Genomic DNA, 25,378 nt, shown 5'->3' on the forward strand with positions numbered 1-25,378 from the left:
CGCGCGCGGGACCCGCGGACTGCGCCGGGTGCACGGCGTGCACGCAGCCCACCGCCCAGATCGGTCGTCCGGACCGAGATCGGTCGTCCCCGCGACCGATCTCGGTGCGAGGCGCCGATCTCGGCGAGCCGGTCAGGCGAGCGCGAGGGCGCGCGCGAGCACCAGGGCGAGGGAGCGGCGGGCGGCGCAGGGCCGGCGAGCGGCGAGCGGCGAGCGGCGGGCGGCGAGCGGCGGGCGGCGGGCGGCGGGCGGCGGATCAGCGCGAGGGAGCGGCGGGCGCGCGGGGGCGCGCGGGTCAGGCCGGCAGGAGCAGACCGTCCTGGACGAGGCCGCGGACCTCGGGCAGCAGCTCGGCCGCCAGGGCCCCGCCGTCCACGCCGAGCAGCGCCGCGAGCGCCCCGACGATCTGCCCGACCGCGAGCTCCCCGTCGCACGCCCCGACCAGCCCGGCCAGCGCGGTGCCGACCTGGACCGTCCGGCCGAACCCGCCGCCCTGCCGGAGCAGCACGACCTGCGGGTCCGCGTCGCCGGGGCGCAGGTACCGCTCCTCGGTGACGTCGGGGGCCGCGGTCAGCCGCGCGGCGGCCAGGGCGGCGTCGTCGAGGTGGCGGAGCCGGTCGTGCGCGGCGAGGCTCGCGCCGATCGCGGGGCCGAGGGGCTGCCGGACCGTGCCGGTGACCTCCTCGAGCCGGCGCAGCCGCGCGCCCGGCGGCACGTCGCGGGCCGGCCGGCGCAGCACGACGATGCCGAACCCGATGCCCTCGACGTCCCGGGACGCGAAGTCCGCGAGCCACGCGGCGTACCGGGCGCGCCAGGCCGCGGGGTCCCGGTCGGGGGTGGTGCCGCCGTCGCGGATCCAGGTCTCGGCGTACTGCGCGGGGTCCTGGAGCTCGCGCTGCACGACCCAGCCGTCCAGCCCGGACGCGTCGAGCCACGCCCCGACCCGCTCGTCCCAGGACTCGCCGCGGCGGACCTCCCAGTTGCCGAGCAGCTGCGCGACGCCCCCGGGGGCGAGCACGGAGCCGACCGACGTGACGAGGTCGGAGACGATCGCGTCGCCGGTGCGCCCGCCGTCCCGGTACTCGTAGGTCGGCACACCCTCGGCGGCGCGCGGGGTGATGACGAACGGCGGGTTGCTCACGACGAGGTCGAACCGCTCCCCCGCGACGGGCTCCAGCATCGACCCGGGCCGCAGGTCGACCTCGACCCCGGCGAGCGCCGCGTTGAACCGCGCGAACGCCAGCGCGCGCTCCGAGATGTCCGTGCCGACGACCGCCCCGGAGTGCCGCGCGGCGTGCAGCGCCTGGATGCCGCAGCCGGTGCCGAGGTCGAGCGTCCGCCCGACGGGCTCCCGCACGGTGACCTGCGCGAGGGTCGTGGACGCCCCGCCGACGCCGAGGACGTGGTCGGTCCGCAGCGCCCCGCCGGTCGCGAGCTCCCCGAGGTCCGAGGCGATCCACCAGTCGACGGTCCCGGCGCCGTCGACGGCCTCGTACGGCCGCAGGTCGACCCGGGCGCGCACGGCGTCGTCCGGACCGGCGCCCGCGGCCTCGACCAGCCCGAGGCGCTCGGCCCCGGCGACCCCCAGGGCGGGCAGCGCGGCGGCGAGGCGCGCCGCGGGCACGGCCTCGCCCAGGACGAACGCCCGGACCAGCGCCGCCCGCGGGTCGGACCCGGCGGCCTCGGTGGCCAGCAGCGCGGGTGCGGGCTCCTCGCGGTGCAGCGCCGCGGCGGCGACCGGGCCGAGCAGGTCCTCGACGCCGGGCACGGTGAACCCGGCGGCGGCGAGGTCCGCGCGCAGGGCGGCGGTCAGGGCGGGGTCGGTGTGCGGCGCGTCGGCGGGGTGGGAGGGCACCGCCCCATCCTCCCCGATCGGCCGTGCGAGGCGCCCTTGCTACGGTCCGGGCGACGACGACGTCACGACCTGAGGGGGCACGATGAGCAGCACCGACGGCATCCCGATCCACGGACGCGCGAGCTTCCGCCGGCACTTCGACCGGACGACCTTCCCGAAGGACGGGATGGACCCGGACGAGGCGTACGAGCTGCTGCACACCGCGCTGATGCTCGACGGGACGGCGACGCTGAACCTGGCGTCGTTCGTCACGACGTGGATGGAGCCGCAGGCCGAGGCGCTGATCCACGACACGCTGCGCAAGAACCACATCGACCACGAGGAGTACCCGGTGTCCTCGCTGGTCGAGGAGGCGTGCGTGCACATGCTCGGCGACCTGTTCCACGCCCCGGACCCCGAGCGGGTCGTGGGCGTCGCGACGATCGGGTCGTCGGAGGCGATCATGCTCGGCCTGCTCGCGCACAAGCGGGCGTGGAAGCACCGGCGCGAGGCCGCGGGCCTGCCGACGGACCGCCCGAACGTGGTGTTCGGCGCGGAGACGCACGTGGTCTGGGACAAGTTCGCCAACTACTTCGACGTCGAGATGCGCGAGATCCCGATGCGGCCGGACCGGTTCACTATCACGGCCGCCGACGTCGAGGAGCGGGTGGACGAGAACACCATCGCGGTCGGCGCGGTGCTCGGCACGACACACATCGGGGAGGCGGACCCGATCGAGGAGATCGACGCGCTGCTCGTGCGCCTGAAGCGGGAGCGCGGCTGGGACGTCCCGCTGCACGTCGACGGCGCGAGCGGGGCGTTCGTCGCGCCGTTCGCGGAGCCGGACCTGCGGTGGGACTTCCGGCTGGAGCAGGTCGCCTCGATCAACGCGTCCGGGCACAAGTACGGCCTGGTGTACCCGGGCGTCGGCTGGCTGATCTTCCGGGACGCCTCCCGGCTGCCGGAGGACCTGGTGTCCAGCGTGAACTACCTCGGCGGCGCGCAGCCGACGTACACGTTCAACTTCTCCCGCGGCTCCGCGATGATCCAGGCGCAGATGTACAACTTCCTGCGGCTCGGCCGGGCGGGGTACACCGCGATCGTCGAGACGATGCTCGCCAACGCGCGGCACCTCAACGAGGCGCTGACGGCGAGCGGCCGGTTCGAGATCCTCAACCCCGGGCTGGCGGAGCCCGTGGTGACGTTCCGGCTCGTCGGCGACCCCGGCTTCGACGTCTACCACCTGTCCGCGCGCCTGCGGGAGCACGGCTGGATCGTCCCGGCGTACAGCCTGCCGCCGGACGCGGAGGACGTGCACCTCATGCGGGTCGTGGTCCGGCTCGACCTCAGCCGGCCGATGATCGACCAGCTGCTGCGCGACCTCGACCTCGCGTACGAGCAGCTCACGGCCGAGCCGCCGCCCGCGCCGCGCACGCACGTCAAGGCCGACCTGTGGACCTCCCCGGGGCACGCGGCGGCGCAGGGCAAGGCGCGCACGGGCCTGCACCACCCGTGACGGGGGCCGCGGCGGACCCCGGCGCAGCGGCGGACCCGGGCGCGACGCGCGACGCCCGGGCCGCCGCCGTGCGGATCGGTGTGCTCTTCGGCGCCGGCTCGGTGTGCTTCGCGCTCGGCTCGCTGCCGGGCTACGTCGCGGACCTGCCCGGGCCGGCGGTGGCGTGGACGTTCGTCGTCGGGTCGGTGTTCTTCACGTCGGCCGCCGCGCTCCAGCTGGCGGGCACGGACCGCGCGCTGCGGTGGGACCGGCTGGCGGGGTGGGTGCAGCTGGTCGGCACGGTGTGCTTCAACGTGAGCACGCTCGCCGCGACCCGGGACCTGGCGGAGCCGGAGGCACGGCGCCTGGTGTGGGCGCCGGACGTCTACGGGTCGGTCTGCTTCCTCGTCGCCAGCGGCATCGCGTACGCGCTGGCGCGGCGCGGGGCCCGGCCGCGGTCCGCCGCCTGGTGGGTCGCCGCGCTCAACCTCGCCGGGTCCGTGGCCTTCGGGATCGCGGCCGTCGCGGCGCGGTACGTCGGGGACACCACGGACCCGGCGAACCTCGCGCTGGTGAACCTCGGGACGTTCCTCGGCGCCGTCGCCTTCCTGGCCGGCGCCGCGCTGCTGCCCGCGTCCGTCACACCGGCAGCGGCGCCCCGCCGGGACCGTCGCCGGGCGCCGGGCTGACGTGCGGCACGGTCTCGTCCATCCAGCGCGTGACCGTCCAGCCGCCCGGGCCGTCGGACTCGAGCGTGACGACGCCGGTGTTCTCCAGGACCTGCACCACGGGGGCGCCGGCGTGCAGGTTGCGCGCACGGGTGATCGCCCACAGCCGGATCACCGCGCCGTGGCTGACGGCGGCGACGGTGTCCGCGCCGGTGCCGACGATCTCGTCGACCACCGCGTCGAACCGGTCGAGCGTCGCGCGCCCGGACTCCCCGCCCGGCATCCGCGCACCGAGGTCCCCGGACGCCCAGGCGATCATCGTGCGCAGGTACTGCTCGACGGACGCGGGGTCGGTCCGCATCTCCAGGTCGCCCGCCAGCACCTCGCGCAGGCCCTCGCGGACGGTGACGTCGAGCCCGTGCGGCCGGGCGACCTCCGCGGCGGTCGCGCGCGCCCGGTCCAGGTGCGACGCGTAGACGGTGTCCAGGGGCTCACCCGCGAGGGCCTCGCCGACCGCCCGCGCCTGCCGGCGCCCCTCCGCCGTCAGCGGGGCCCCGGGGGCCGCGGTGTCGAGGGCGTGGACCAGGTTGGAGCCCGTCTGCCCGTGCCGGACCAGGTGCAGCCGCATCACGCCTCGCAGTTCTCGGTCAGGTAGGTCCCGATCCGGTCGGACGCGTCGGACAGCTCCTCGCCGTCGGCCGACCCGGAGAACCCCGCCAGGGCCTCGTTCACGGCCTCCTGGTCGCTGGTGTCGACGGCCTGCAGCGCGTCGTCGAGCTCGGCGAACGTCGCGGTGAACGTGGCCCACGCGTCGGCGATCTCGTCCGGCGGCTCGATCGACTCGAAGCCCTGGCGCTGCTCGGCGATCGCGTCGGCGAACGCCTCCGGGTCGTCCCCGAGCGCCCCGGTGGCGTCCACGTTCGCGAACGCCTCCTCCGCCTCGGAGCAGAACGCGTCGGCGTCCCCGCCGGAGCACGCGGCGAGCGGCAGGGCGAGCGCTCCGGCCGCCAGGACGGACAGGGCACGGCGGACGCCGCGGCGCGGTGGGGTCATGACCCCCAGCCTGCCCGACTCCCGCGGCAGGGTCGAGGCGGGGCTCACGACGCCGGGAGCCGCACCTCCCGCTCCAGCCGCGCCTCCTCGTCGACCCGCGCGGCCCGCAGCCGGGACGCGATCACCGCGCCGAACGCGACCAGCGCCGCGAACACCGCGATGGTCAGCCGCAGCACCGGGTTCGCGCCGTCGCCGATGCTCACGGCCACCACGGCGGGCGCCACCAGCAGCGCGACCAGGTTCATCACCTTGATGAGCGGGTTGATCGCGGGGCCGGCGGTGTCCTTGAACGGGTCGCCCACCGTGTCGCCGATGACGACGGCGGCGTGCGCGGGCGAGCCCTTGCCGCCGTACCGGCCGTCCTCGACCAGCTTCTTCGCGTTGTCCCAGGTCCCGCCGGAGTTGGCGAGGAACACCGCCATGAGCACGCCGGCGCCGATCGCCCCGGCGAGGAACCCGGCGAGCGGGCCGATGCCGAGCCCGAAGCCGACGGCCACCGGCGCGGACGCCGCGAGCAGGCCCGGCGTCGCGAGCTCGCGCAGGGAGTCGCGGGTGCAGATGTCCACGACCTTGCCGTACTCGGGCCGCACCTGGCCGGTCATGATCCCGGGGTGCTCGCGGAACTGGCGGCGCACCTCGAACACGATCGCCCCGGCCGCGCGGGTCACCGCGTCGATCGCCAGGCCGGAGAACAGGAACACGGTCGCCCCGCCGAGGATCACCCCGACCAGCGTCACCGGGCTGATCACCTGGTAGTCGGTCATCGCCAGCACGATGTCGCCCGGGACCTCGGTGAGCCGGAGGTCCGCGAGCGCCCCGGCCACCGCGTCGGCGTACGAGCCGAACAGCGCGGTCGCCGCCAGCACGGCGGTCGCGATCGCGATGCCCTTCGTGACGGCCTTCGTGGTGTTCCCGACGGCGTCCAGGTCGGTGAGGATCTGCGCGCCCTCCTCGGTGACGTCGCCGGACATCTCCGCGATGCCCTGGGCGTTGTCGCTCACCGGGCCGAACGTGTCCATCGCGACGATGACGCCGACCGTGGTCAGCAGGCCGCAGCCGGCGAGCGCGACGAGGAACAGCGACAGCGCGATCGACCCGCCGGCCAGCAGGAACACGCCGCAGATGGCGGCGGCGATGATCCCGGCCGTGTACACCGCGGACTCGAACCCGACGCCGATGCCGGACAGCACGACCGTGGCCGCGCCGGTCTGCGACGTGCGGGCCACGTGGATCGTCGGCTTGGAGGTGGTGCCCGTGAAGTAGCCGGTCACCCAGAGGATCAGCCCCGCCAGCACGACGCCGATCGCCACGGCCGCCGCCGCCACGAGCCGCGGGTCGCCGCCGTGGTCCTCGAGCCCCGCGGTGCCCTCGAACGCCGCGAACGACGACGGCAGGTACACGAACGCGGCGACCGCGGCGAGCACCGCGCCGGCGACGGCCGCGATCGCGAACCCGCGGTTGATCGCCGCCAGCCCGCTCTCCGATCCGCGCACCCGCGTCACCAGCACGCCGAGCGCCGCGACCACCGCACCGACCGCGGTGACGATCAGCGGGAACACCAGGCCCTCCTCGCCGAACGCGGCCCGGCCGAGGATCAGCGCCGCCACCAGCGTGACCGCGTACGACTCGAACAGGTCGGCCGCCATGCCCGCGCAGTCGCCCACGTTGTCGCCCACGTTGTCCGCGATCGTCGCGGCGTTGCGCGGGTCGTCCTCCGGGATGCCCTGCTCGACCTTGCCGACCAGGTCCGCGCCGACATCCGCCGCCTTGGTGAAGATGCCGCCGCCGACCCGCATGAACATCGCGAGCAGCGCGGCCCCGAAGCCGAAGCCCTCCAGCACCGCCGGCGCCTCGCCCCGGTACAGCAGCACGACCACCGCGGCGCCCAGCAGCCCGAGGCCGACCACGGACATGCCCACGACCCCGCCGGTGCGCAGCGCGATCCGCGCGCCCTCCGCCCGGCCCCCCGGCAGCGACGCCGCCGCCGCGACCCGGACGTTCGCCCGCGTGGCCAGCCACATCCCGAGGTACCCGATCGAGGCGGAGAACCCGGCGCCCACCAGGAAGAACACGGACCGGCCGATCTTCACCCCCGCGTCGCCCGGCAGCAGGAACAGCAGCGCGAACACCACCACCGCGAACAGCACGAGCGTGCGCAGCTGCCGGTTGAGGTACGCCGCCGCACCCTCCTGGACCGCCGCCGCGATGGACCGCATCGCCGCCGACCCCTCGTCGGCCGCCAGGACCTGCCGCCGGAGCACCACCGCCACGACCAGAGCGGCGACCGCCACGGCGGCGATGACGGCGACCACCACGAGGCTCGCCGGACCGAGATCGACCATGCATCCTCCTCGGACACGGGCAACGGCCTCGCCCGGCCGCCCCCGACCTCACGCCGCCCCGTTGCCGCGTGGAGGACGCCACTGTAGCCACAGATGCCCGATCCGGGCGGTCGGATCGCGCGCCCGGCGCCGCGGCGGCGGCTGCGCCGACCGGGTGAACGTCCGCCGCGCCCCAACGTTCCCGCCGAGGTCCGCGTCCCACACCACGACAGGATCGTCCGGGACGAAGGAGAGCCGGCGTGGCGTGGCAGGAGCAGGTGACGACGTTCGTCGCCGAGCGGGGCCCGGCGCTCGTGGGGTACGCCCGCCTGCTGACCGGTGACCACGACAGCGCGCAGGACCTCGTCCAGGAGGCGCTCGCGCGGGCGTGGTCGCGTCGACGCGCCGGCACCGACATCACGTCGCTCGAGGGGTACGTCCGGGCCGCGGTGCTGACCGCCTACCTGGACCAGTACCGCCGCCGGCGGCTGTGGCAGGGCCGCGCGCACCTGTTCGCGGCGCCGGACGCGGAGCCGGCCCGGTCGGGAGCGACCGACGACGCGGTGGACCTCGCCGAGGCGCTGCGGCGGCTGCCCCCTCGGGAACGGGCGTGCGTGGTGCTCCGGTTCTACGACGACCTGACCGTCGCCGGGATCGCGGCGCGGCTGGAGGTCTCGGAGGGCGCGGTCAAGCGCTACCTGTCGGACGGGACGCGGCGCCTCGGGGCGCTGCTGGGCGAGCCGGGACCGCTCGCCGAGACGGTCGAGGTGCGGACGGAGGACCGGCGATGAACGAGCACGACCTGCACGCCGCACTGGGCGACCTCGCGGGACGGGGCGCCGACGAGCAGGCCGCGCGCCTGCGGGCCGCGACCGGGTTGTCCGCCGAGCGGGTCGTCGCCGTCGCGGGACGGCGGCGGCGCGTCCGGGTCGCCGCCGCGGGCGGGAGCGCGCTGGCCGTCGTCGCAGCGCTCGTGCTGGGCGGCGCCGCGCTCGCGGAGCGCCCGGAGCCGCTGCCGGCCGCGCCCGGCCCGACCCGCACGCCGTCCCCCACCCCCTCCCCCTCCCCGAGCCCGACCCCGACCGCGTCCGCCCCCGCGACGGCGCTCCCCGCGGGCGACCCGGCGGCGCCGTTCGGCACCTGCGGGTCGCTGCTCGCCTCCGCTCCCCCGCGGGACGACCGGTGGGTGGTGGCCGGGGGACCCCGCGCCGAACGGGTCGACGTCGGCGAGCCGCTGCCGGTGTCCGCGATGGTGCAGGGGGCGCTGAGCGTGAACTGGGAGCCCACCGGGGCGAACGTCGGCCTGCTCGAGGACTCGGGGCCCGAGGTCCTGGTGCTCCGGGATGGCGTCGTCGTCGCGGGGGGCGACCTGTACGGAGACGTCCCCGCGGGGTACGGCTCGTACTACGCGGAGGCGGGCATCCACGCCGTCTACTTCGCCGGCACGCTGCCGCTCACCTCCTGCCAGGACGGCGGCGACCTCCCCCCGGGGGACTACCAGGTCGTCACCTCCGCGCTCGCGCTGCCGCTCGGCGACGACGCCGCGGTGCTCGACACCCCGCTCGAGGTGCTGGCAGCGCAGCACGAGGCGGACTGGGTGCGGGTCGTCGGCGACCCCGAGCCGTTCAGCGTGGTCGCGTCCGGGGCGCCCGCGACGACCCCGCCCGCGCCGGTGCTGGACGCGGCCCTCGTGCCGGAGCCCGCCTGCGGCGCCGCTCCCGTCGTCTCGGACACCGGCCGGACGCTGACGCTGGACGCCCCGCCGCCGACGTCGACCGGTCCCGGCGCGGTGGTGAGCGCGCCCGGCGTCCTCACGTACCTGGGCCCGGACCGGCTGCGCGCGCACCTCCGCCTGGGCGTGCAGTACCTCATGGAGCGGGACGGCGTCGTCGTCGGCGGCAGCCGGCTGCACTACGACGGGTACTGGGGGTTCGTCGACCTCGGCACGGGCGCCACCCTGCCGGTGCCGGAGGAGACCGACCTCGTGGCCTGCGAGGGCGAGTTCCTGGGAGAGCAACCGCTCCCGCCGGGCACGTACACGGTGCACCCGGTGCTGCCGATGACCGCGGCGGAGATCCGGTCGCCGGGCGGGACCGTCGACCTGACGGGCGGGCAGCAGCTCGTGGTCCGGGGGGAGCCGTTCCCCCTCGTCGTGGAGTGACGGCCGAGGGGCAACGGTTCGGGACCGTCGCTCGTCATGGGGGACGAGGGCGGCGTCCGGCCGCCCTCGCGCGGAGGGCAGGGGGTGGCGTGACCAGCTGGGAGGACGCGCTCGACGCGCTGGTCCGCGACCGCGGGGCGGCCCTCGTCCGCTACGCCGCGCTGCTCACCGGCGACCCCCGGGAGGCCGAGGACCTCACCCAGGAGGCCCTCGTCCGGACCTTCGCCCGCGCCCGCGGTTCCCTGCGTGAGCCCGCGGCGGTCGAGGGGTACGTGCGCCGCGCGATCCTCAACGCGTACCTGGACGGCCACCGGCGCCGACGGCTCTGGGCGGGCGTGCGGCACCTGGTGGCCCGCGCCGAGTCGGACCCGGGGCACGAGGGGGCGTCCGACGACCGCACCGACGTCGAGGTGGCTCTCGGGCGGCTGGCCCCCCGGCTCCGCGCCGCCGTGGTGCTGCGGTTCTACGACGACCTGACGGTCCCCGAGATCGCCCGGCGCCTCGGCGTGTCCGACGGCGCGGTGAAGCGGTACCTGCACGACGGCGTCGCCGCGCTCGAGCAGCTGCTCGGCCCGGTGCGTGCCGTGCCCGACCACGAGATCGACCTGACCCCGAGCGGGAGGCTCTGATGACCCTCGACCTGGAGCGGGCGCTGCGCGACGCCGTCGACGGCGCCCCGGACGACCCGCGCGCCCTCGGCGGCACGGCGGGCCTGGCCGCGCTGCACGCGAGGGTGCGCCGCCGCCGCACGGCCCGCGCGGTCGCGCGCACGACCGTGGGGGCGGGCGCGGCCTGCGTCGTCGGGCTCGGCGCGCTCGCCGCGCAGCGGGGGGGCACCGGAGACCCGCCGGCCGCCGCGGGACCGGGGGGTCCGGCGGGCACGAGCGCGCCGGCCGCCGCCCCCGTCGAACCGAGCGACTCCGACCTGTGCGGCGCGGCCGTCGCGGGCCTGGCGGTGACCTCCGGAGGCGTCGACCTGTCGCTCGGCCTGCCCGGCGTGGACGTCGACGGCGGCGAGCTCGTGGGGCGCTCTCTCGGCGGCGAGGTGCCGGTCTGGCTCGACGTCCCCGCCGACGCCGGCGCCGAGGCCCCGACGGAGGAGCTCGTCGGCTCGTCGATCCTGCTCGTCCGGGACGAGGTGGTCGTCGCGGTCGCCGACGGCGCCGCGGTCGTCGTGTCCTCCGACGACACCACCGCGGGGATGCTGACCGAGGCCCAGCGGGAGACGGCCGGCACGGGGACGCTCCGCGCCTGCCCGGGCACCGGATCGGAGGGCCTGGCCGGAGCCGTCCCCGCCGCGGGCGAGTACACGCTGCGCGCCGTCGCCCGGCTCGAGCGCGCCGAGGACGGGGCGGCGCACCTCGCGGTCTCGCCGCCGGTGCCCGTCACGCTGCTGCCCGAGGAGGCGCCGATCGCCGCCGGCGCCGAGAACCTGCCGGCCGACTTCCCGCTCGACGCGGTGCCGCTGGTGGGTACGCGGGTGATCGACGCGGTGACGGCCGGCACCGGCGGCTGGAAGGTCACGGTGGAGGTGCACGGCACCGACGCGCTCCAGCGGGCGGCGGACGCCCTCGGCGTGCCGCAGGGATCGACCGGCTCGTGGGTGCGGTTCAGCGGCGTGGACCCCGAGCTGACCCTCGTGCAGGAGGAGGCCGTCGCGGCCGCCGAGCGGGTGGCCGGCACCCGGGCCGTCGGCTCGGCGGACCGCTGGGTGCGCACGGACCTGACCGAGTGGGGCGGGACCGCGGACGGGATCTCCGCCCGGGGCCGCGGCGTCGGCATCGACGTGCAGGAGCTCCCCGGGGAGGACGGCGGGACGACGCTCGTCTACCGGGTGACGCGGGGCTGACGTCGCACCGTTGCGCCGGACGGGTGAACGCACCAACGTCCGCCGCCCCCCGGGCGTCTGGGTGGGCGACAGGATGGTGCAGGCCCGGCGTGAGGAGGCCACGGCGTGTCGTGGGAACGGGAGCTCGAGGGCTTCGTACGGCAACGCGGCGACGCGCTGGTGGGCTACGCCTACCTGCTCGCCGGTGATCTGGCCGCCGCGCAGGACCTCGTGCAGGAGGGGCTCGTCCGGACGTGGACGCGGCGCCGCGGCGGCGGGGACGTCGAGTGGCTGGAGGCGTACGTCCGCCGGTGCATCCTGCACGCCTTCGTCGACGGCCGGCGGCGCGCGCACCGCTGGCGGGACGTCCAGCACCTGGTCGCGGCACCCGAGCGCTCTGCCGACCTGCAGGCCGGCGCGGACGACCGCGACGCGGTGCTGGCCGCGCTCGCGCACCTGACCGCCCGCCAGCGGGCCTGCGTCGTCCTGCGCTTCTACGAGGACCTCGCGGTGCGCGAGGTCGCGGACCGCCTCGACGTGAGCGAGGGCACCGTCAAGCGGTACCTGCACGACGCGAACCAGGCCCTGGCACCGCTTCTCGGCCCGACGGCGCTCGCCGCCGAGGACCTGCCGACCACGAACGGGGGCACGCGATGAGCCGCGATCTCGACGCCACGCTGCGGGACCTCGCCGCCGGCGCTGCCGCCGCGCACCGCGCGGGCGCCGACGGGGACGTCCTGCTCGTCCCCACCGTCCGGCGCGTGCGCCGGCGCCGGCGCGTGCGGGCGGCCGCGCTCGCCACGGGCGGGCTGGCCGCCGTCACCGGCCTGGCGCTCGGCGGGTTCGCGCTGGCGCCGGAGCCCGCGCCGCAGCCGGCGGCCCCGACGCCGACGCCGACCGTCACCACCCCGGCGCCGACCCCGAGCGCCACGCCCAGCGCCACCCCCGAGCCGCCCGGCGTGGTGCTGCCCACCGGCGACCCGTCCGCGTCGTTCGGCACGTGCGGCTCGCTCGCGGGCGCCGCGACGCCGTACCCGGTGGACGGCCGGTTCGAGGCCGTGGCGCGGCTCACCACGACCACCGCCGCGGCGGGCAGCAGCCTGGAGGTGCAGGGCTGGGTCGACGCCGCGTCGGGGTCGGGGCCGCAGTTCTCCGCGGTGCCCTCGTCCGGGCCGCGGCTCGCGGTCGTCCGCGACGGCGTCGTCGTCGGCACGGGCCTGCTCGGCGGCGACGACTCCTGGGACCTGCGCGCCGGCCACCAGGGCGAGTTCCGGTGGACCGCCGACTGGCTCCCGCTCGCGGTGTGCGCCGCGGACGGGCAGCCCGGGGTGTCGGCCGGTGCGCCGCTGCCCGCCGGCGAGTACCAGCTCGTGCCGTGGGCGGACGTCGCCGACCTGGGCGACTCCGAGGACGCGCCCACCACCGGCCCCGGCCAGTGGCTGTCCGCGGACGAGGCGGTCGCGACGGTGGGCACCCGGGCGACGGCGGTGGGGGCGCCGGTCGCGTTCACCGTCACCGGCACGGCGGAGACCGTCGCGCCCGCGCCGGGGAGCGGGGCGGCCCCCGCCGCGCTCGTCCCGCGGGACGCCCCGGAGTGCTCCGGCCCGGCCCCGGTGCCCGACCCCGCGAGCCCGCTGGTGGTCGACTGGCAGCACGCCGGCGCGGTGCTCGCGCCGGCGGACCTCGCGCAGACCGAGGTCACGCTGCGGTACGGCGGTGGCGGCCGGCTCGGCTTCTCCTTGACGGCGCCCTGGCTCGTCGTGTCCCGGGACGGCGTGGTCGTCGGCCAGGAGCCGGTCTTCGAGGGGGACTGGCGGCCGCTCCTCGCGACCGGGACCGCCGTGCCGATCACCACCTCGGTGTCCAGCATCCCGTCGTGCGACGGCAGCCCGCTGCCCGCCGGCACGTACGAGGTCGCCGTCGTCGTGATGGTGATGCCGGACGACCGCGAGGCGGCGCGGCCGACCCTGGTCAGCGAGCCGGCCACGCTCGTGGTGCCCTAACCGCGCCCGGCCTCCTTGCGGGCCAGCATCTGCGACTGCGCCTCGCGCAGCAGCCCGTCCGCGTCCGCGGTGAACTCGTCGCTGCCGGTCCGGCCGACCAGGCTGCCCTCCGGCAGCGCCGCCGCGAGCCGGTCGGCGACCGCGCGCAGCACCGCGTCCCCCGCGTCCGCGCCGTGCCGGACGTTCACCCGCGCGAGCCCGGCGACGTCCGCCTGCACGACCAGCAGCCGGCGGGCGGTGCCCCGCAGCAGCGGCACCCAGCTGCGCAGCGTGTGCAGCACCAGCTCGCGGCCCGGGCGCCGCGTCAGCGGGTCGTGCAGGGTGCGCTCCGACAGCGCCGCCACCAGCGACCGGACCAGGTCGGACGTCGCGACCGCGCCCCACGTGCCGGACCGCACGAGCACGTCGTCGTACCGGGTCGGCCCCGACCGCTCCATCGCGCGCGTCGCCGCCTCCACCACGCCGGTGCCCTCCGCGACGACCAGCGGCGTCCAGTCCGCGACCTCGGCGACCGGGCGCCGCGCCAGCACCGCCCGCCCGAACCCCAGCCGCCCCGTCTGCGCGTCGGTGAAGCGCGTGCGCGACACCATGCCGATCGCGCCGCCGGCCGCCTGCACGGCGAGGCAGGGCAGGTGCGGCGAGCGGAAGAGCACCTCGACCTCGCTCATCGGGACGTCCGCGTCCACGACCGCCACCGGGACGGCGATCTCGCCCACGGTGCGGCGCACGCCGCCCACGGCGCGGGAGGTGCGGACCAGCAGGTCGACGTCGTCAGGCACCGCCGCATCCTCGCGGCCCGCGCCGGCCCCGCCCGCCCGGCGGCGGCCCCCGTCCGCGGATGTTCGGCAGGTGTTCACGGACCGGCCGGCCCGCGGGGGACGCGCACTGGGCCGTCCGCGTGACGCCACAACCGGCCGGCGACCCCGGGCGTCGGAGCAGGTGGAGGCTGTCCGACGACGAAGGGACCGACGGTGGCGCACGGGGACGAGGTCATCGCCGCGCTGGCGCGCGAGCGCGGGCCGGCGCTGGTGGCGTACGCCTACCTGCTGAGCGGGTCACGGCGGGACGCCGAGGACCTCGTGCAGGACGCGCTCGTGAAGACGGTGCTGCGGGCGCGCGCCGGCGTCGACCTGCGGACCGCGGAGGGCTACGTCCGGCGCACGGTGCTCACCACGTACCTGGACGCGCGGCGCCGCAGCCGCCGCTGGCTGGACGCCCTGCCGCGGCTCGCGGCCGACGCCGACCGCACCGCGCCCGACCCGGCCGACGCGGCCACGGCGCGGCGCGACGTGCAGGCCGCCCTCGCGCTCCTCACGCCCCGGCAGCGCGCGTGCGTGGTGCTGCGGTACGTGGACGACATGACCGTGACCGACGTCGTCGCGGAGCTCGGGCTGTCCACCGGCACCGTGAAGCGCTACCTGGCGGAGGCGCGCGGCCGGCTGGGACCCGCCCTCACGGTGACAGCAGGCCGGCCCGCCCACGACGACGAGGAGCACGTGCGGTGAACGACGACGACCTGGTCCGCGCCCTCGGCGACATCGCCGACGACATCCGGCACGGCACCGAGCCCCTTCCCGTCGACCGGATCGTCCGGCGCCGCCGGCGCCGGCGCGCCGTCGTCCGGGGTGTCGGCGCGGGAGGCGCCCTGGCCGCGGTCGGCGCCGTGGCGCTCGTGGGCGCCGGCGTCGCGCGCTGGGACCCCGCACCCGCCGCGCCGGATCCCCTCCCGACGACGGCCGCCCCGACGACACCGCTCCGGGCGTGGCCCGTGTGCGGCGACACCGTGGCTGCGGGCGACGACCTGTCCCTGACCGTCGAGGTCGCAGCCGTCGAGGGCCACGCCGACGGTGACGTCGTCGCCCGCGCGGTCGTCACCGGAGCGGGCGCCACCGACCTGCCGGCCGCCGACCCGGACACCGCGGTGCTCGCGGTGCTCGCAGACGGGGACGACGGCCACGTGGTCGCGCTGCTCCCGGCGCGGGACGCGGGTGCGTGGGGCCGGGACGGCGACGCGGCGACCCTGGCGCTGTCCGGCGCTCCGGCGGCGTGCGCCGGTGATCGCCTGCCGGCGGGCGCCTACCGCGCGGTCGTCGCGGTCCGCACCCCGGACGGGATCGCCGTGTCCGACCCCGTGGACCTCGACGTCCCGCCCGCGGCGACCTCCGCGGCGCGCCCTCTCGTCGACCCGTCCGTGGACCGGTTCGCGCTCGTGGAGGGCGGCGAGTACGCCCCGGACGACCCCGGTCCGGGCGACCTGCTCCCCGACGGCGACTACTTCGCGACCGTCACCGGCGCCGACCCCGGCGCGCGCACCGTCACGGTCGACGTCCTGCAGGTGCGCTCCCGGGACGAGGTCGTCGCCGCCGAGCTCGCGGCCGGCCGGGAGGACCCCGACCTGCCCCTCGGCTTCCTGGTGGAGAACCAGTCCGAGCGCGTGCGCACGGTGCCCGTCGCGCCGGACGTCACCGTCGTCGGCTCGTGCGCCGTGCTGCCGTTCCCGGAGGTGCTGGCGCTCGACGCCGGCGCTGAGGCCGAGATGGCGGCGCGGTGCCGGGGAACGGCGCCCGAGGCGCCGTCCACCGACTTCTGGGTGGACGTGCGCGACGGCGTGGTCGTCCAGCTCGTCGGGCAGTTCCTCCCCTGACGCCCGGCCGGGGGCAACGTTCCGGGGCCCTCGTCCGTCATGACGGGTAGGGGCAGGGCCGACAGGAGGACCGCGGTGGCGTACGGGGACGAGACGATCGAGGCGGTCGCGCGCGAGCGCGGCCGGGCGCTGGTCGCGTACGCGTACCTGCTGACCGGGGACCTGCCCGAGGCGGAGGGCCTCGTGCAGCACGCCCTGGTGCGGACGGTGCTGCGCCCGCGCGCCGCCGCGGACCCCGCGACCGCGGAGGCTGAGGTGCGCCGGACGCTCCTCGTCGCGGTGGCCGCCGGCCGGCGACGCCGCGGCCCGCACGCCCACGCGGCCGCGCGGACGCCGGCCCACGAGGCGCTGCTGGCGCTGCCGCCCGCGCAGCGGGTGTGCGTGGTACTGCACGACCTGGACGGGCTGCCCCCGGACCGCATCGGCGGGCTGCTCGACCTCAGCACGGGGACGGTGCGCAGCCACCTCGCGGACGCCCGCCTGCGCATGGGATCCCCGGCCGAGGCCGCGGAGGTGCGGGCGTGAGGCCGCTGGCCGGGGTGCTCGCGCAGATCGAGTCGGACGCGCTCGCCGACGCGCCGGAGGTCCCGGTCGCGGCGGTGCTCTCCCGGCGGCGGCGCCGGCGCGCCGTGCTGGGGGGCGCGACGGCGGGCGGGGCGCTGGCCACGGCCGGGCTGCTGGCGCTCACCGGCAGCACCCTGGCGGACTGGCGCGGCGGCGACGCGGCCGACGTCCCGGCCCCGGCGGGGTCCGGGCCGACGCCCTGAACCTCTGGGTCGACGTGCGCGACGGCGTGGTCCAGCAGGTCGTCGGCCAGGGGCGGCCGAGCACCTCCTGAGCGGGGTCAGCCCTCGGCGGGGACGTCCGCGAGCGCCTCGTCCACGGTCTCGCGGATCGTGAACACCTGGGTCAGCGCCGTGATCCGGAAGACCTTGAGCAGCCGCTCGGAGTCGATGACGAGCTGCAGCCGGCCGTCGAGCCCGCGGACCCGCTTGAGGATCCCCACGAGCAGCCCGAGGCCCGTGGAGTCCATGAACCGCACCTCGGTGAGGTTCACGACGAGGTCGACGTGGCCCGCGTCGACCAGGGAGGTCAGCTTCTCCCGCAGCGCGGGCGCCGTGTACACGTCGATCTCGCCCGTCACGTCGACGACCGTCCGGCCCTCGACGGTCCTGCTGGCCACGCTCACGTCCACCTGCACTCCCCTCGCCTGGGCGCTATTCAAGCAGAGCACGCGCCCCCCGTCGGCGTGTCCGTGCTCACGCGTGTCCGCCGGCGGTCAGCCCGCCGGGGCGAACCGCACCGCGTCGCCGGGCCGGAGCTGGGCCGCGGCGTCCACCGACGCCGCCTCGACGACCGCCGGCACCGGGTAGCCGCCGGTCACCGGGTGGTCGGCGCCGGACACCACGGGGAGCCCGTCGGGCGGCACCTGCACCGCGCCCGGCACCAGCGGCTCCGACGGCAGCTCGCCGCGGTCCAGCCGGGGCAGCGGCGGGCCGTCGAGCCGCACCGCCACCCGGTTGCTCGCGGGGGTCACCGTCCAGGGCGTCGCGCACAGCCGGTCGAGGACGCCGGGCGGGAACCGGTCGAGCCGCGGCCCGGGACGCACCCGCAGCACCACCGGCTCGCCGGCGGCCGGCCACGCGCGCGGCGGGTCCGGCCAGGGCTGCGCGGCGTCCTGGACGTCCGCACCCACCGGCAGCACGTCGCCCGCCCGCAGGGGCGCGGGGCCGATCCCGGAGAGCTGGTCGGCCGCCCGGGACCCCAGCACCGGCGGCACGGCCACCCCGCCGCGCACCGCGACGGTCACCCGCAGGCCGCGGGTGGCGTGCCCGAGGCGCAGCGCCCCGCCCGGAGGCACCCGGGTGGCCGTGTGCGGGGCGACGGGCCGGGCGCCCACCCACGCGGGGACCTCCGCGCCCGCGAGCGCGACGACGCCCCCGGCGGGGAACGTGAGCTCGGTCCCGCCGAGCAGCACCTCGAGGACGGCAGCGTCCGCACGGTTGCCCACCAGGCGGTTGGCGAGGCGGAGCGCGCCCCGGTCCGCGGCGCCGGAGCGGCCGACCCCCACCGCGGCGAGGCCGGGGCGGCCGGCGTCCTGGACGAGCGTGAGCACACCGGGCGCGAGCACCTCGACCACGGCGCGCCCGGCCGGCGGCGGCAGCGCGGGGGACGCCGCGGACGCCGCGGACGCCGCGGACGCGACCGTCGCGGGCGCCGGGGCGGGGTCGGCCGGATCGCCCGGCACCGGACCACCCGGCACTGGACCACCCGGTACCGGCACGAACCGCACCCGCACGCCGGGCCGCAGCAGCGCCGGCGGGTCGTGATCCACGTGGAACAACGGCACGTCGCACGTCCCGAGCAGCCGCCAGCCGCCCGGGGTCGCCGCCGGGTAGACCGCCGCGTACTCCCCCGCGACCGCCACGGCACCTGCCGGCACCCGCTCGCGCGGCGTCGCCCGGCGCGGCACGTGCAGCGCGGGGTCCAGCCCGGTCAGGTACGCGAACCCGGGCATGAACCCGCCGAACGCCACCGTGTACGTCGCCGCCGCGTGCCGCCGGACCACCTCGGCCTCCGTCAGCCCGGTGAGCGCGGCGACCTCGGCGAGGTCGGGCCCGTCGTAGCGCACGGGCAGCTCGACCACCGCCCCGGCCGCGCGCCGCGCCCCCTCCCGGGGCCGCGCAGCCTCCCCGGGCCGCGCACCCTCCTCGCGCCGCGCCCCCGAGGCAGCCGCGGCCCGCTCGGCCTCCGCGGCCACACCCCTGGCCCCGCGCGCAGCCGCCGCCGCACCGGTGAACCGCACCAGCACCGTCCGCGCGGCGGGCACCACGTCCACCACCCCCGCGGGCGGCCGGGCCGCGAGCGCGTCGTCCAGCGCCCGCACCGCGTCCAGCCCGGGCAGGTCCACGAGCAGCGCGTCGTCCCCGTACGCGACCACGCGCACGGTCATCGCGCCGGCGCCGGTGCCGTCACGGCGCGACCGGCCGCAGCGCGACCCCCGCCGCCTCGAGCGCGGCGCGCACGGCCCGCGCGACCGGTACCGCGCCGGGGGTGTCCGAGTGCACGCACAGCGACTCCGCCACCACGGGCACGTCCCCGCCGTCGACGCTCGCCACGACGCCGTCCCGGACCATCCGCACCGCTCGGGCCGCGGCCTCCTCGGGGTCGGTGACCAGCGCGCCGGGCCGTCCGCGGGGGACGAGGGTGCCGTCGGCGCGGTAGCCCCGGTCGACGAAGGCCTCGGTGACGGTCCGCAGCCCGGCGGCCTCGGCGTGCCGCAGGACGGCCGACCCCGGCAGGCCCATCAGCGCGAGGCCCGGGTCGGTGCCGGCGACGCCCGCGACGACGGCCAGCGCCTGCTCCTCGTCGTGCACGACCCGGTTGTAGAGCGCGCCGTGCGGCTTCACGTACCCGACGCGCGCGCCGACGGTCCGGGCCACGGCCTGCAGGGCGCCCACCTGGTACGCGACCTCCTGCAGCAGCACGTCCGGGGGCACGTCGAGCCGCCGCCGGCCGAAGCCCACCAGGTCCCGGTAGCCGACGTGCGCGCCCACCGCCACGCCCCGGGCCGCCGCCGTCGAGCACCGGGCCGCCATGATCGCCGGGTCGCCCGCGTGGAACCCGCACGCGACGTTGGCGCTCGTGACCACCTCGAGCAGGGCGTCGTCGGTGCCGGGCTCCCCCAGCGTCCAGACCCCGAACCCCTCGCCGAGGTCGCAGTTCAGGTCGATGTGCACGGCCCCATCCTGCCGCTGCGCCGCCCCCGGACGCCCCCGCGCACGCCGAGTGGAGAGTTCCGACGCGACACGCCGGGCGTGTCGGGCAGAACTCTCCACTCGGTGGGTGCGCCGCGGGCAGCGGGGCAGTCGGGCAGCCCGCTACTTCACCGACTTGATCGGCATCACCATGAACGCCGAGCTGAACACCAGGATGATCGCCCAGACGAAGATGATCACGTAGCTGCCGGACGAGATGGCCAGCAGGATCGCGACGAGCGGCTGGGTGAGCATCTGCGGCAGGTTCGTGGCGATGGTCAGCACGCCCATGTCCTTGCCGGCGTTGGCGCCCTTGTTCGGGAGCACCTGGGTCATGAGCGCCATGTCGATCGACATGTAGCAGCCGTAGCCGAGGCCGAGCACGGCGGCCATGACGAGCATGCCGGTCTCGGTGCGCCACAGCAGCGGCACGACGTACGACGCGGCCATGATCACCGAGGAGATGAACACGAACGGCTTGCGCGCCTGGAACTTGTCGGACAGGTAGCCGGAGACGACCGACGACAGGATCAGGGTGACGAGCTGGATCGTCGACATCAGGCCGATGGTGATGTTCGACTGGGTGTCCGACTGCCCGATGTAGTCGCGCAGGATGTACAGCTGGTAGGCGACGACGCCCTGGTACCCGAGGTACATGAAGAACCGGCCGAAGAACGCCCAGCCGAAGTCCGGGTGCTTGCGGGGGCTGACCCAGAACTGCGAGAAGAACTGCTTCCAGGAGAACGGCTCGACGACCATGTCCTTCGTGGACGGCTCGCGGTTGGCGGCGACGAACACGAGGCAGACCAGGAAGATGCCGACGCCGAAGATCACGTAGCCGAGCGGCAGGTTCTTGTTCGCGATCCAGCCGCCGAAGATGATGCCGAGCGTCCCGCCGCCGGTCTGGGCGGCGCCGATGAACCCGGAGGCCACGCCGCGCTTCTGCGGCTCGACCCGGTCGGCCAGCACGGTGGCCAGCGGGCCGTTCATCACGTTCAGCATCACCGAGGCGATGACCCAGAAGATGCCGATGCCGAGCATCGAGGACTGCGGGGCGAGCATCGCGATCGCGGCGCCGCCGACGAACGAGCCACCGAGGATGAACGGCGCGCGCATGCCGATCCGCGACCGGGTCCGGTCGGAGATCGCGCCGGCGAGCGGCTGGGCGAAGATCGTGAGGAACGACGAGACCGTCATGATCGTCGCGAGCGCCACGACCTTGTCGCCGCCGCCCTCCGCGGCGTCGGTGATCTTCTGCACCGTGTTGGGCAGGAACACCGAGATGACCGCGTTGTAGAGCGCGAGCAGGAACAGGAAGTTGCCGGAGAGCGTCCAGATCAGCCGGCGGTGCAGCGCCTTGCTCAGGTTGTAGACCGGACGTCCCGACTGCGAGTCGACGGTGACGGCGGCGGTGTCAGTAGCCATGCGGAGAGGTCCTTCTGTCCGGGGCGAGGTCGACGTCGGCAGTGGCGGCGACCGGTACTGCGTCCCCCAACACGGGGGTGTGTATCACGGGGCGGTGCGGTGGTGCTGGGACGTGCGGGTGGTGCAGGTCAGCCGGTGACGGCCTGCCGGGCGGCGGCCGCGAGCGCCTGGTGGGCCTCGCGGACGACGGTGGTGTCGAGCGCGACGGTGAGCATCCCGGCACCGCGCCGGTGCCACTCGCCGGCCATCGGCGGCCCGTCGCAGTGCATGCCGCCGACGACCCCGGCGGCCGCGGCGGCGTCCAGCACGCGCTGGACCATCGCGGCGATCTCCGGGCTGTCGCGGTACGTCCGGCCGCCGAGCCCGCTGCTGAGCGCGAGGTCGTACGGCCCGACGTAGGCGACGTCGACGCCGGGGACGGCCACGATCTCGTCGATGGCCGCGAGCGCCCGGGCGGTCTCGATCTGCAGCACGCAGACCTTGTCGTCCCCGAGCGGGCCGGTGCCCGCGAGGGTGTCGTGGTCCGCCCAGACCGGCCCGTAGCTCCGGGTGCCGCCGACGGCACCGGGCACGGTGGTCGGGTACCGCACGGCCGCGACGGCGGCGCGGGCCTCGTCGGCGGACTCGATCATCGGGACGACGACGCCGTCCGCGCCGAGGTCGAGCGCCCGCGTGATCTGCACGGGGTCGCAGGACTGGACGCGGACGAGCACCGCGGCGCCCGTGCCGCGCAGCACCCGCAGGGTCCCGGGCAGGGAGGCCCACGTGTTGAAGCCGTGCTGCAGGTCGACGGTGACGTAGTCGTACCCGGCCCGCGCCTCGATCTCGAGGACCACCGGGTCGCCGATCGACCCCCAGATGCCGGTGACCGCCTCACCGGCGGCCCAGCGCTCCTTCAGCGTCATGTCACACCTCCAGCTCGGGCACGACGCCCTCGGTGATCCGGCGGCGGCGCTCGACGTAGAGCGGCAGCGGCTCGACGCCCTCGTCGTCGCGGAACCACGCGAACGGGTCCGTGGACGCCACCAGGGCGAAGTTCGCCCACGCGGTGAGCGAGCCGGAACGGATCACGACCTTGGCGCGGGGCGCCCACGTCTCGATCAGCTCCTCGTGCGGGGCCGCCACGAACGCGGCGCCCGAGCCGGTGTAGACGTCCTGCACCTCCGCGTAGAGCGACGGGTACCGGGTCTTCACCTCGGGCGCGAAGCGCACCTCCTCGACGAACAGGTGCTCCCGCAGGGTGCGCAGGATGGTCAGCACGTCGACGGTCCCGGCGGTCAGGCCGAGGTCGACGACGTGCGCGCCGGCCGGGATCGGGAACCCGGCGTCGGTCACCAGCACGACGTCGGTGTGCCCGAGCGTCGCCAGCGCGCGGGCCAGGTCCGCGTGCAGGATGCGGTGGGGCTGCATGGGTGGGTCCTCCTCGTGGGGGTCAGGGCCGTCCGGCCAGGAACTGCTCGACCTGCGCGCGGGTGCGGTAGGACGGGACCGTCTCCCACTCCTCGCAGCACAGGCCCGCGACCGCGCCGGCGAACGCCGCCGCCTCGGCGAGGTCGCGGCCCTCCCCGAGCGCGACGCTCAGGCCGGCGTTGAAGCTGTCGCCGGCGCCGTTGGAGTCGACGACGTCGACGCGGTGCGCGGGGACGCGGGTGGAGCCGGCGGCGGTGAACACCTCGGCCCCGTGCTCGCCGAGCGTCATGACGACCGCGCGGGCGCCGCGGGCGAGCAGCTGCTCGGCGATCTCCGCGTTCGGCACGGGCGAGTCCGGGGGCAGCCCGACGGTCAGCCGGGCCTCGGTCTCGTTCGGGGTGAGGACGTCGACCGCGGACAGGTCGACGTCCCGCAGGTCCACGGCGGGCGCGGGGTTGAGCACCGTCGTGACCCCCGCCGCGCGGGCGGCGGCCAGGCCGTGCAGGGCGGTGCCGAGCGGGATCTCGAGCTGCGCCAGCACGACGTCGGCGGCCGCGATCGCGGGCGCGGCGGCGTCGACGTCGTCCGGCCCGAACAGCTCGTTCGCGCCCATGTCGACGACGATCACGTTCCGCGCCCGGACGTCCTTGATGATCATCCCGACGCCGGTGGGCCGCTCGTCCGTGACCCGCAGGTGCGTGGTGTCCACGCCCTCGGCCCGCATGAGGTCGGCGAACCCGCGCCCGAAGGCGTCGTCCCCGACCACGCCCACGTACGCGACGTCCGCACCGAGCCGGGCCGCCTGCACGGCCATGTCCGAGCCCTTGCCGCCGTACGTCTGCCGGTAGTCCCGGCCGACGAGGGTCTCCCCCGGCTGCGGGATCCGGTCCGCGGTGAGCACCAGCGCCTCGGCGTAGGAGCCGAGGACGCAGACCCGGGCCGGACGGGTGCCGCGGGCGCCGCGGGCGCCGGCCTCAGTAGGCATCGGCGTCGCCCACGAGGCCGTCGACGATCTGCGTCGCCGAGGACGTGCCGACCAGCTCCGCGCCGGCCTCGAACAGCTCGCGCATCTTCTCGAGCGAGTTCACCTTGCCGGAGACCTTCACGCGGGTCGGGGCGTGCGTGTTCTCGACGAGGATCCGCACGTCCTCGACGGTCGCGGCGCAGCCGCCGACGCCCCAGCCGGAGGAGTTCTTGATCCAGTCGATGCCGGCCTCGGTCGCGAGCCGGGAGGCGAGGGCCTTCTGCTCGTCGGTGAGGAAGCCGAACTCGAGCATCGCCTTGAGGACCAGGCCCTCCTCGTGCGCGACGCGGGCGACCTCGCGCAGCTCCTCGGCGTAGGCGTCCACCTCGCCGCCGACCAGCAGGCCCGGGTTCGGCGGGAAGTCGAACTCGTCCGCGCCGGTCCTCGCGAGCTCGCGCAGGGCGGCGATCTTCATGCCGAGCGTGTCGTTGGCCTGCGGGAAGTTGAGGGTGGTGGCGACCTTGACGCCGGTGCCGGCCAGGATCTGCTTGCCGAGCGCGCAGTACGACGGGGCGATCATCGCGGCGTCGAAGCCGTAGGTCGCGCAGGTCTCGATGTGCCGAGTGACCTCGGCGCGGGTGAGGTTCGGGTTGACGTTGGTGAACTGGATGGCCTTGGCGACCTGGGCGCGGTCCTGGAAGTCGATCACGAGCGTTCTCCTGGGTGCGGGGTTCTGCGGGGTGTGCGGGCGGTGCGGGGTGCCGGGTCGAGGGCGCACCCGGCCGCGCCACCGGCGGCACGGGGCCGGCGGTGGACGGGGGGCGCTCGCCCGGCGGGCTCGGGGGCTAGGGGCGGGGTGCGGCTCCGTCTCTCGCGGGGTGCGCGGGGTGCGCGGGGTCCGCGGGGTGCGCCCGGTGCGCAGGCGGCGCGGGCCGCGCGGGCACGGTCAGGCGGTAGGTCCGGACGGCGTTCCCGGCGAGCACCGCGTCGAGGGCGGCGTCGCCGAGCGGCTCGACCGCACCGGCGACCAGGGCCAGCCAGCGCGGGTAGTCGGCGGCCAGCGTGAGCACCGGCCAGTCGCTGCCGAACAGCACCCGGCCCGGCCCGAACACGTCGAGCACGTCGGCCAGGTACGGCAGCACCTGCCCGGGCGTCCAGGCGTCCCAGTCGGCCTCGGTCACGAGCCCGGACGCCTTGCACACCACGCCGGGCAGCGCGGCCAGGTCGGCGAGGTCGGCCCGCCACGCGGCGCGGGTGCGGCCCGTGCCGGTCACGTCGTCGGCGATCGACGGCTTGCCCGCGTGGTCGAGCACGACGCGCAGCCCGGGCTCGCGGTCGAGCACGTCGCGCAGCGCGGCCACCACCTCGGGCAGCTGCGCCGCGCGCACGCACAGGTCGGCGGTGAGCCCGGCCCGGGCGACCTCGACGAGGCCGTCGCGGTAGGCCGCGGAGCCGAGGACGCCGTCGGGCTCGTTCTGGGTGGACCGCCGGATCCCCCGCACGAGCGGACGCTCGGTGAGCGCCGCGAGCTCGTCGGCCACGGCCGCGCCCCGCTCGACGCCCGCGTACGCCACGACGCCGAGCACCGGCACGGGCGCGTCCAGGGCGGCGACGAGGTCGACCTCGGCGAGCGCCTGGTCCGGGCGGCAGTCCGCCTGCACGTGCACGACGCCCGCGACCCCGAGGCCCGCCGCGTCCGCCGCCAGGTGCTCCGGCAGGTACGGCCGGCGCAGGCGCGTGAACTCGTCCAGCCACGGGTAGGCCAGGCGCTCGGGGTCCCAGTGGTGCACGTGGGAGTCGACGACGGTCCGCAC

General features: G+C 76.8%; 26 protein-coding genes. 12 read left to right on the forward strand and 14 right to left on the reverse strand.

The genetic code is table 11. The features are described from left to right. Window positions 1-295: 295 nt before the first annotated feature. On the reverse strand, window positions 296-1,855 hold the full coding sequence (locus HNR08_RS05895; RefSeq protein WP_146833790.1) for a DUF7059 domain-containing protein: 1,560 nt from the start codon (window positions 1,853-1,855) through the stop codon (window positions 296-298). A gap of 82 nt (window positions 1,856-1,937) precedes the next feature. On the opposite strand from HNR08_RS05895, the gene gad reads away from it, so the two are divergent. Both gad and HNR08_RS05905 read left to right on the forward strand, forming a co-directional pair. After that, complete coding sequence (gad, locus tag HNR08_RS05900; protein WP_146833787.1) at window positions 1,938-3,350, forward strand: glutamate decarboxylase; 1,413 nt, start codon at window positions 1,938-1,940, stop codon at window positions 3,348-3,350. Further along, on the forward strand, window positions 3,347-4,018 hold the full coding sequence (locus HNR08_RS05905) for a YrhK family protein (protein WP_221286317.1): 672 nt from the start codon (window positions 3,347-3,349) through the stop codon (window positions 4,016-4,018). Before gad ends, HNR08_RS05905 begins: the two co-directional genes overlap by 4 nt. Here the strand turns inward: HNR08_RS05905 and HNR08_RS05910 are convergent. The 3 genes from HNR08_RS05910 to HNR08_RS05920 are packed head-to-tail and all read right to left on the reverse strand — an operon-like array spanning window position 3,969 to window position 7,392. Next, window positions 3,969-4,625 (reverse strand): histidine phosphatase family protein, encoded by a 657-nt coding sequence (locus HNR08_RS05910; RefSeq protein WP_146833978.1) that lies wholly within the window; start codon window positions 4,623-4,625, stop codon window positions 3,969-3,971. The genes HNR08_RS05905 and HNR08_RS05910 overlap by 50 nt on opposite strands. After that, on the reverse strand, window positions 4,625-5,050 hold the full coding sequence (locus tag HNR08_RS05915) for a hypothetical protein (RefSeq protein ID WP_146833784.1): 426 nt from the start codon (window positions 5,048-5,050) through the stop codon (window positions 4,625-4,627). Before HNR08_RS05915 ends, HNR08_RS05910 begins: the two co-directional genes overlap by 1 nt. Window positions 5,051-5,094: 44 nt before the next feature. Next, on the reverse strand, window positions 5,095-7,392 hold the full coding sequence (locus tag HNR08_RS05920) for a sodium-translocating pyrophosphatase (RefSeq protein ID WP_146833781.1): 2,298 nt from the start codon (window positions 7,390-7,392) through the stop codon (window positions 5,095-5,097). 239 nt (window positions 7,393-7,631) lie between these two features. On the opposite strand from HNR08_RS05920, the gene HNR08_RS05925 reads away from it, so the two are divergent. From HNR08_RS05925 to HNR08_RS05950, 6 genes are all read left to right on the forward strand, one after another. Further along, window positions 7,632-8,162 (forward strand): SigE family RNA polymerase sigma factor, encoded by a 531-nt coding sequence (locus HNR08_RS05925; protein ID WP_146833778.1) that lies wholly within the window; start codon window positions 7,632-7,634, stop codon window positions 8,160-8,162. Continuing rightward, the gene (locus HNR08_RS05930) at window positions 8,159-9,532 is read left to right on the forward strand and encodes a hypothetical protein (protein ID WP_183834835.1); all 1,374 of its coding nucleotides are present in this window, start codon (window positions 8,159-8,161) and stop codon (window positions 9,530-9,532) included. The genes HNR08_RS05925 and HNR08_RS05930 overlap by 4 nt, the downstream gene beginning before the upstream one ends. Before the next feature lie 89 nt (window positions 9,533-9,621). Further along, window positions 9,622-10,161, forward strand: coding sequence for an RNA polymerase sigma factor (locus HNR08_RS05935; RefSeq protein WP_146833775.1), 540 nt, complete (start codon window positions 9,622-9,624; stop codon window positions 10,159-10,161). Next, complete coding sequence (locus HNR08_RS05940) at window positions 10,161-11,381, forward strand: hypothetical protein (RefSeq protein ID WP_146833772.1); 1,221 nt, start codon at window positions 10,161-10,163, stop codon at window positions 11,379-11,381. The genes HNR08_RS05935 and HNR08_RS05940 overlap by 1 nt, the downstream gene beginning before the upstream one ends. A gap of 105 nt (window positions 11,382-11,486) precedes the next feature. Next, a complete protein-coding gene (locus HNR08_RS05945; protein ID WP_146833769.1) occupies window positions 11,487-12,017 on the forward strand; it encodes a sigma-70 family RNA polymerase sigma factor in 531 nt (176 codons plus the stop codon). Beyond that, window positions 12,014-13,363 (forward strand): hypothetical protein, encoded by a 1,350-nt coding sequence (locus HNR08_RS05950; RefSeq protein ID WP_146833766.1) that lies wholly within the window; start codon window positions 12,014-12,016, stop codon window positions 13,361-13,363. Before HNR08_RS05945 ends, HNR08_RS05950 begins: the two co-directional genes overlap by 4 nt. On the opposite strand, the gene HNR08_RS22605 is transcribed toward HNR08_RS05950, so the two are convergent. Then, on the reverse strand, window positions 13,360-14,142 hold the full coding sequence (locus HNR08_RS22605) for a diguanylate cyclase domain-containing protein (RefSeq protein WP_146833763.1): 783 nt from the start codon (window positions 14,140-14,142) through the stop codon (window positions 13,360-13,362). The genes HNR08_RS05950 and HNR08_RS22605 overlap by 4 nt on opposite strands. Before the next feature lie 192 nt (window positions 14,143-14,334). On the opposite strand from HNR08_RS22605, the gene HNR08_RS05960 reads away from it, so the two are divergent. The 4 genes from HNR08_RS05960 to HNR08_RS05975 all read left to right on the forward strand — a co-directional run bounded on the left by HNR08_RS05960 (window position 14,335) and on the right by HNR08_RS05975 (window position 16,774). Further along, window positions 14,335-14,868 (forward strand): RNA polymerase sigma factor, encoded by a 534-nt coding sequence (locus tag HNR08_RS05960; protein WP_146833761.1) that lies wholly within the window; start codon window positions 14,335-14,337, stop codon window positions 14,866-14,868. After that, window positions 14,865-16,007 (forward strand): hypothetical protein, encoded by a 1,143-nt coding sequence (locus HNR08_RS05965; protein ID WP_146833758.1) that lies wholly within the window; start codon window positions 14,865-14,867, stop codon window positions 16,005-16,007. Before HNR08_RS05960 ends, HNR08_RS05965 begins: the two co-directional genes overlap by 4 nt. Window positions 16,008-16,082: 75 nt before the next feature. Continuing rightward, complete coding sequence (locus tag HNR08_RS05970) at window positions 16,083-16,532, forward strand: sigma factor-like helix-turn-helix DNA-binding protein (protein ID WP_183834837.1); 450 nt, start codon at window positions 16,083-16,085, stop codon at window positions 16,530-16,532. Then, window positions 16,529-16,774, forward strand: a complete 246-nt coding sequence (locus HNR08_RS05975) for a hypothetical protein (protein WP_183834839.1) — start codon at window positions 16,529-16,531, stop codon at window positions 16,772-16,774. Before HNR08_RS05970 ends, HNR08_RS05975 begins: the two co-directional genes overlap by 4 nt. 77 nt (window positions 16,775-16,851) lie before the next feature. On the opposite strand, the gene HNR08_RS05980 is transcribed toward HNR08_RS05975, so the two are convergent. From HNR08_RS05980 to HNR08_RS06020, 9 genes are all read right to left on the reverse strand, one after another. Further along, a complete protein-coding gene (locus tag HNR08_RS05980; protein ID WP_443092510.1) occupies window positions 16,852-17,190 on the reverse strand; it encodes an STAS domain-containing protein in 339 nt (112 codons plus the stop codon). Between the two features lie 96 nt (window positions 17,191-17,286). Then, window positions 17,287-18,960, reverse strand: a complete 1,674-nt coding sequence (locus HNR08_RS05985) for a 5-oxoprolinase subunit B/C family protein (protein WP_146833752.1) — start codon at window positions 18,958-18,960, stop codon at window positions 17,287-17,289. A gap of 19 nt (window positions 18,961-18,979) precedes the next feature. After that, window positions 18,980-19,747, reverse strand: a complete 768-nt coding sequence (locus tag HNR08_RS05990) for a LamB/YcsF family protein (RefSeq protein WP_146833749.1) — start codon at window positions 19,745-19,747, stop codon at window positions 18,980-18,982. A gap of 141 nt (window positions 19,748-19,888) precedes the next feature. Further along, complete coding sequence (locus tag HNR08_RS05995) at window positions 19,889-21,190, reverse strand: MFS transporter (protein WP_146833746.1); 1,302 nt, start codon at window positions 21,188-21,190, stop codon at window positions 19,889-19,891. 128 nt (window positions 21,191-21,318) lie between these two features. Then, window positions 21,319-22,095: an HpcH/HpaI aldolase family protein gene (locus tag HNR08_RS06000; protein WP_146833743.1), complete on the reverse strand. Its 777-nt coding sequence runs from the start codon at window positions 22,093-22,095 to the stop codon at window positions 21,319-21,321. A gap of 1 nt (window position 22,096) precedes the next feature. Further along, window positions 22,097-22,600 (reverse strand): RbsD/FucU domain-containing protein, encoded by a 504-nt coding sequence (locus HNR08_RS06005; protein WP_146833739.1) that lies wholly within the window; start codon window positions 22,598-22,600, stop codon window positions 22,097-22,099. Between the two features lie 22 nt (window positions 22,601-22,622). Then, complete coding sequence (locus HNR08_RS06010; protein WP_146833736.1) at window positions 22,623-23,585, reverse strand: ribokinase; 963 nt, start codon at window positions 23,583-23,585, stop codon at window positions 22,623-22,625. Then, window positions 23,575-24,273, reverse strand: a complete 699-nt coding sequence (gene deoC, locus HNR08_RS06015; protein ID WP_146833733.1) for a deoxyribose-phosphate aldolase — start codon at window positions 24,271-24,273, stop codon at window positions 23,575-23,577. The genes HNR08_RS06010 and deoC overlap by 11 nt, the downstream gene beginning before the upstream one ends. Before the next feature lie 136 nt (window positions 24,274-24,409). Next, a complete protein-coding gene (locus tag HNR08_RS06020) occupies window positions 24,410-25,378 on the reverse strand; it encodes an amidohydrolase family protein (RefSeq protein ID WP_146833730.1) in 969 nt (322 codons plus the stop codon).

Origin of the sequence: Cellulomonas hominis, from assembly GCF_014201095.1 — a bacterium.
Taxonomy (GTDB): domain Bacteria; phylum Actinomycetota; class Actinomycetes; order Actinomycetales; family Cellulomonadaceae; genus Cellulomonas; species Cellulomonas hominis.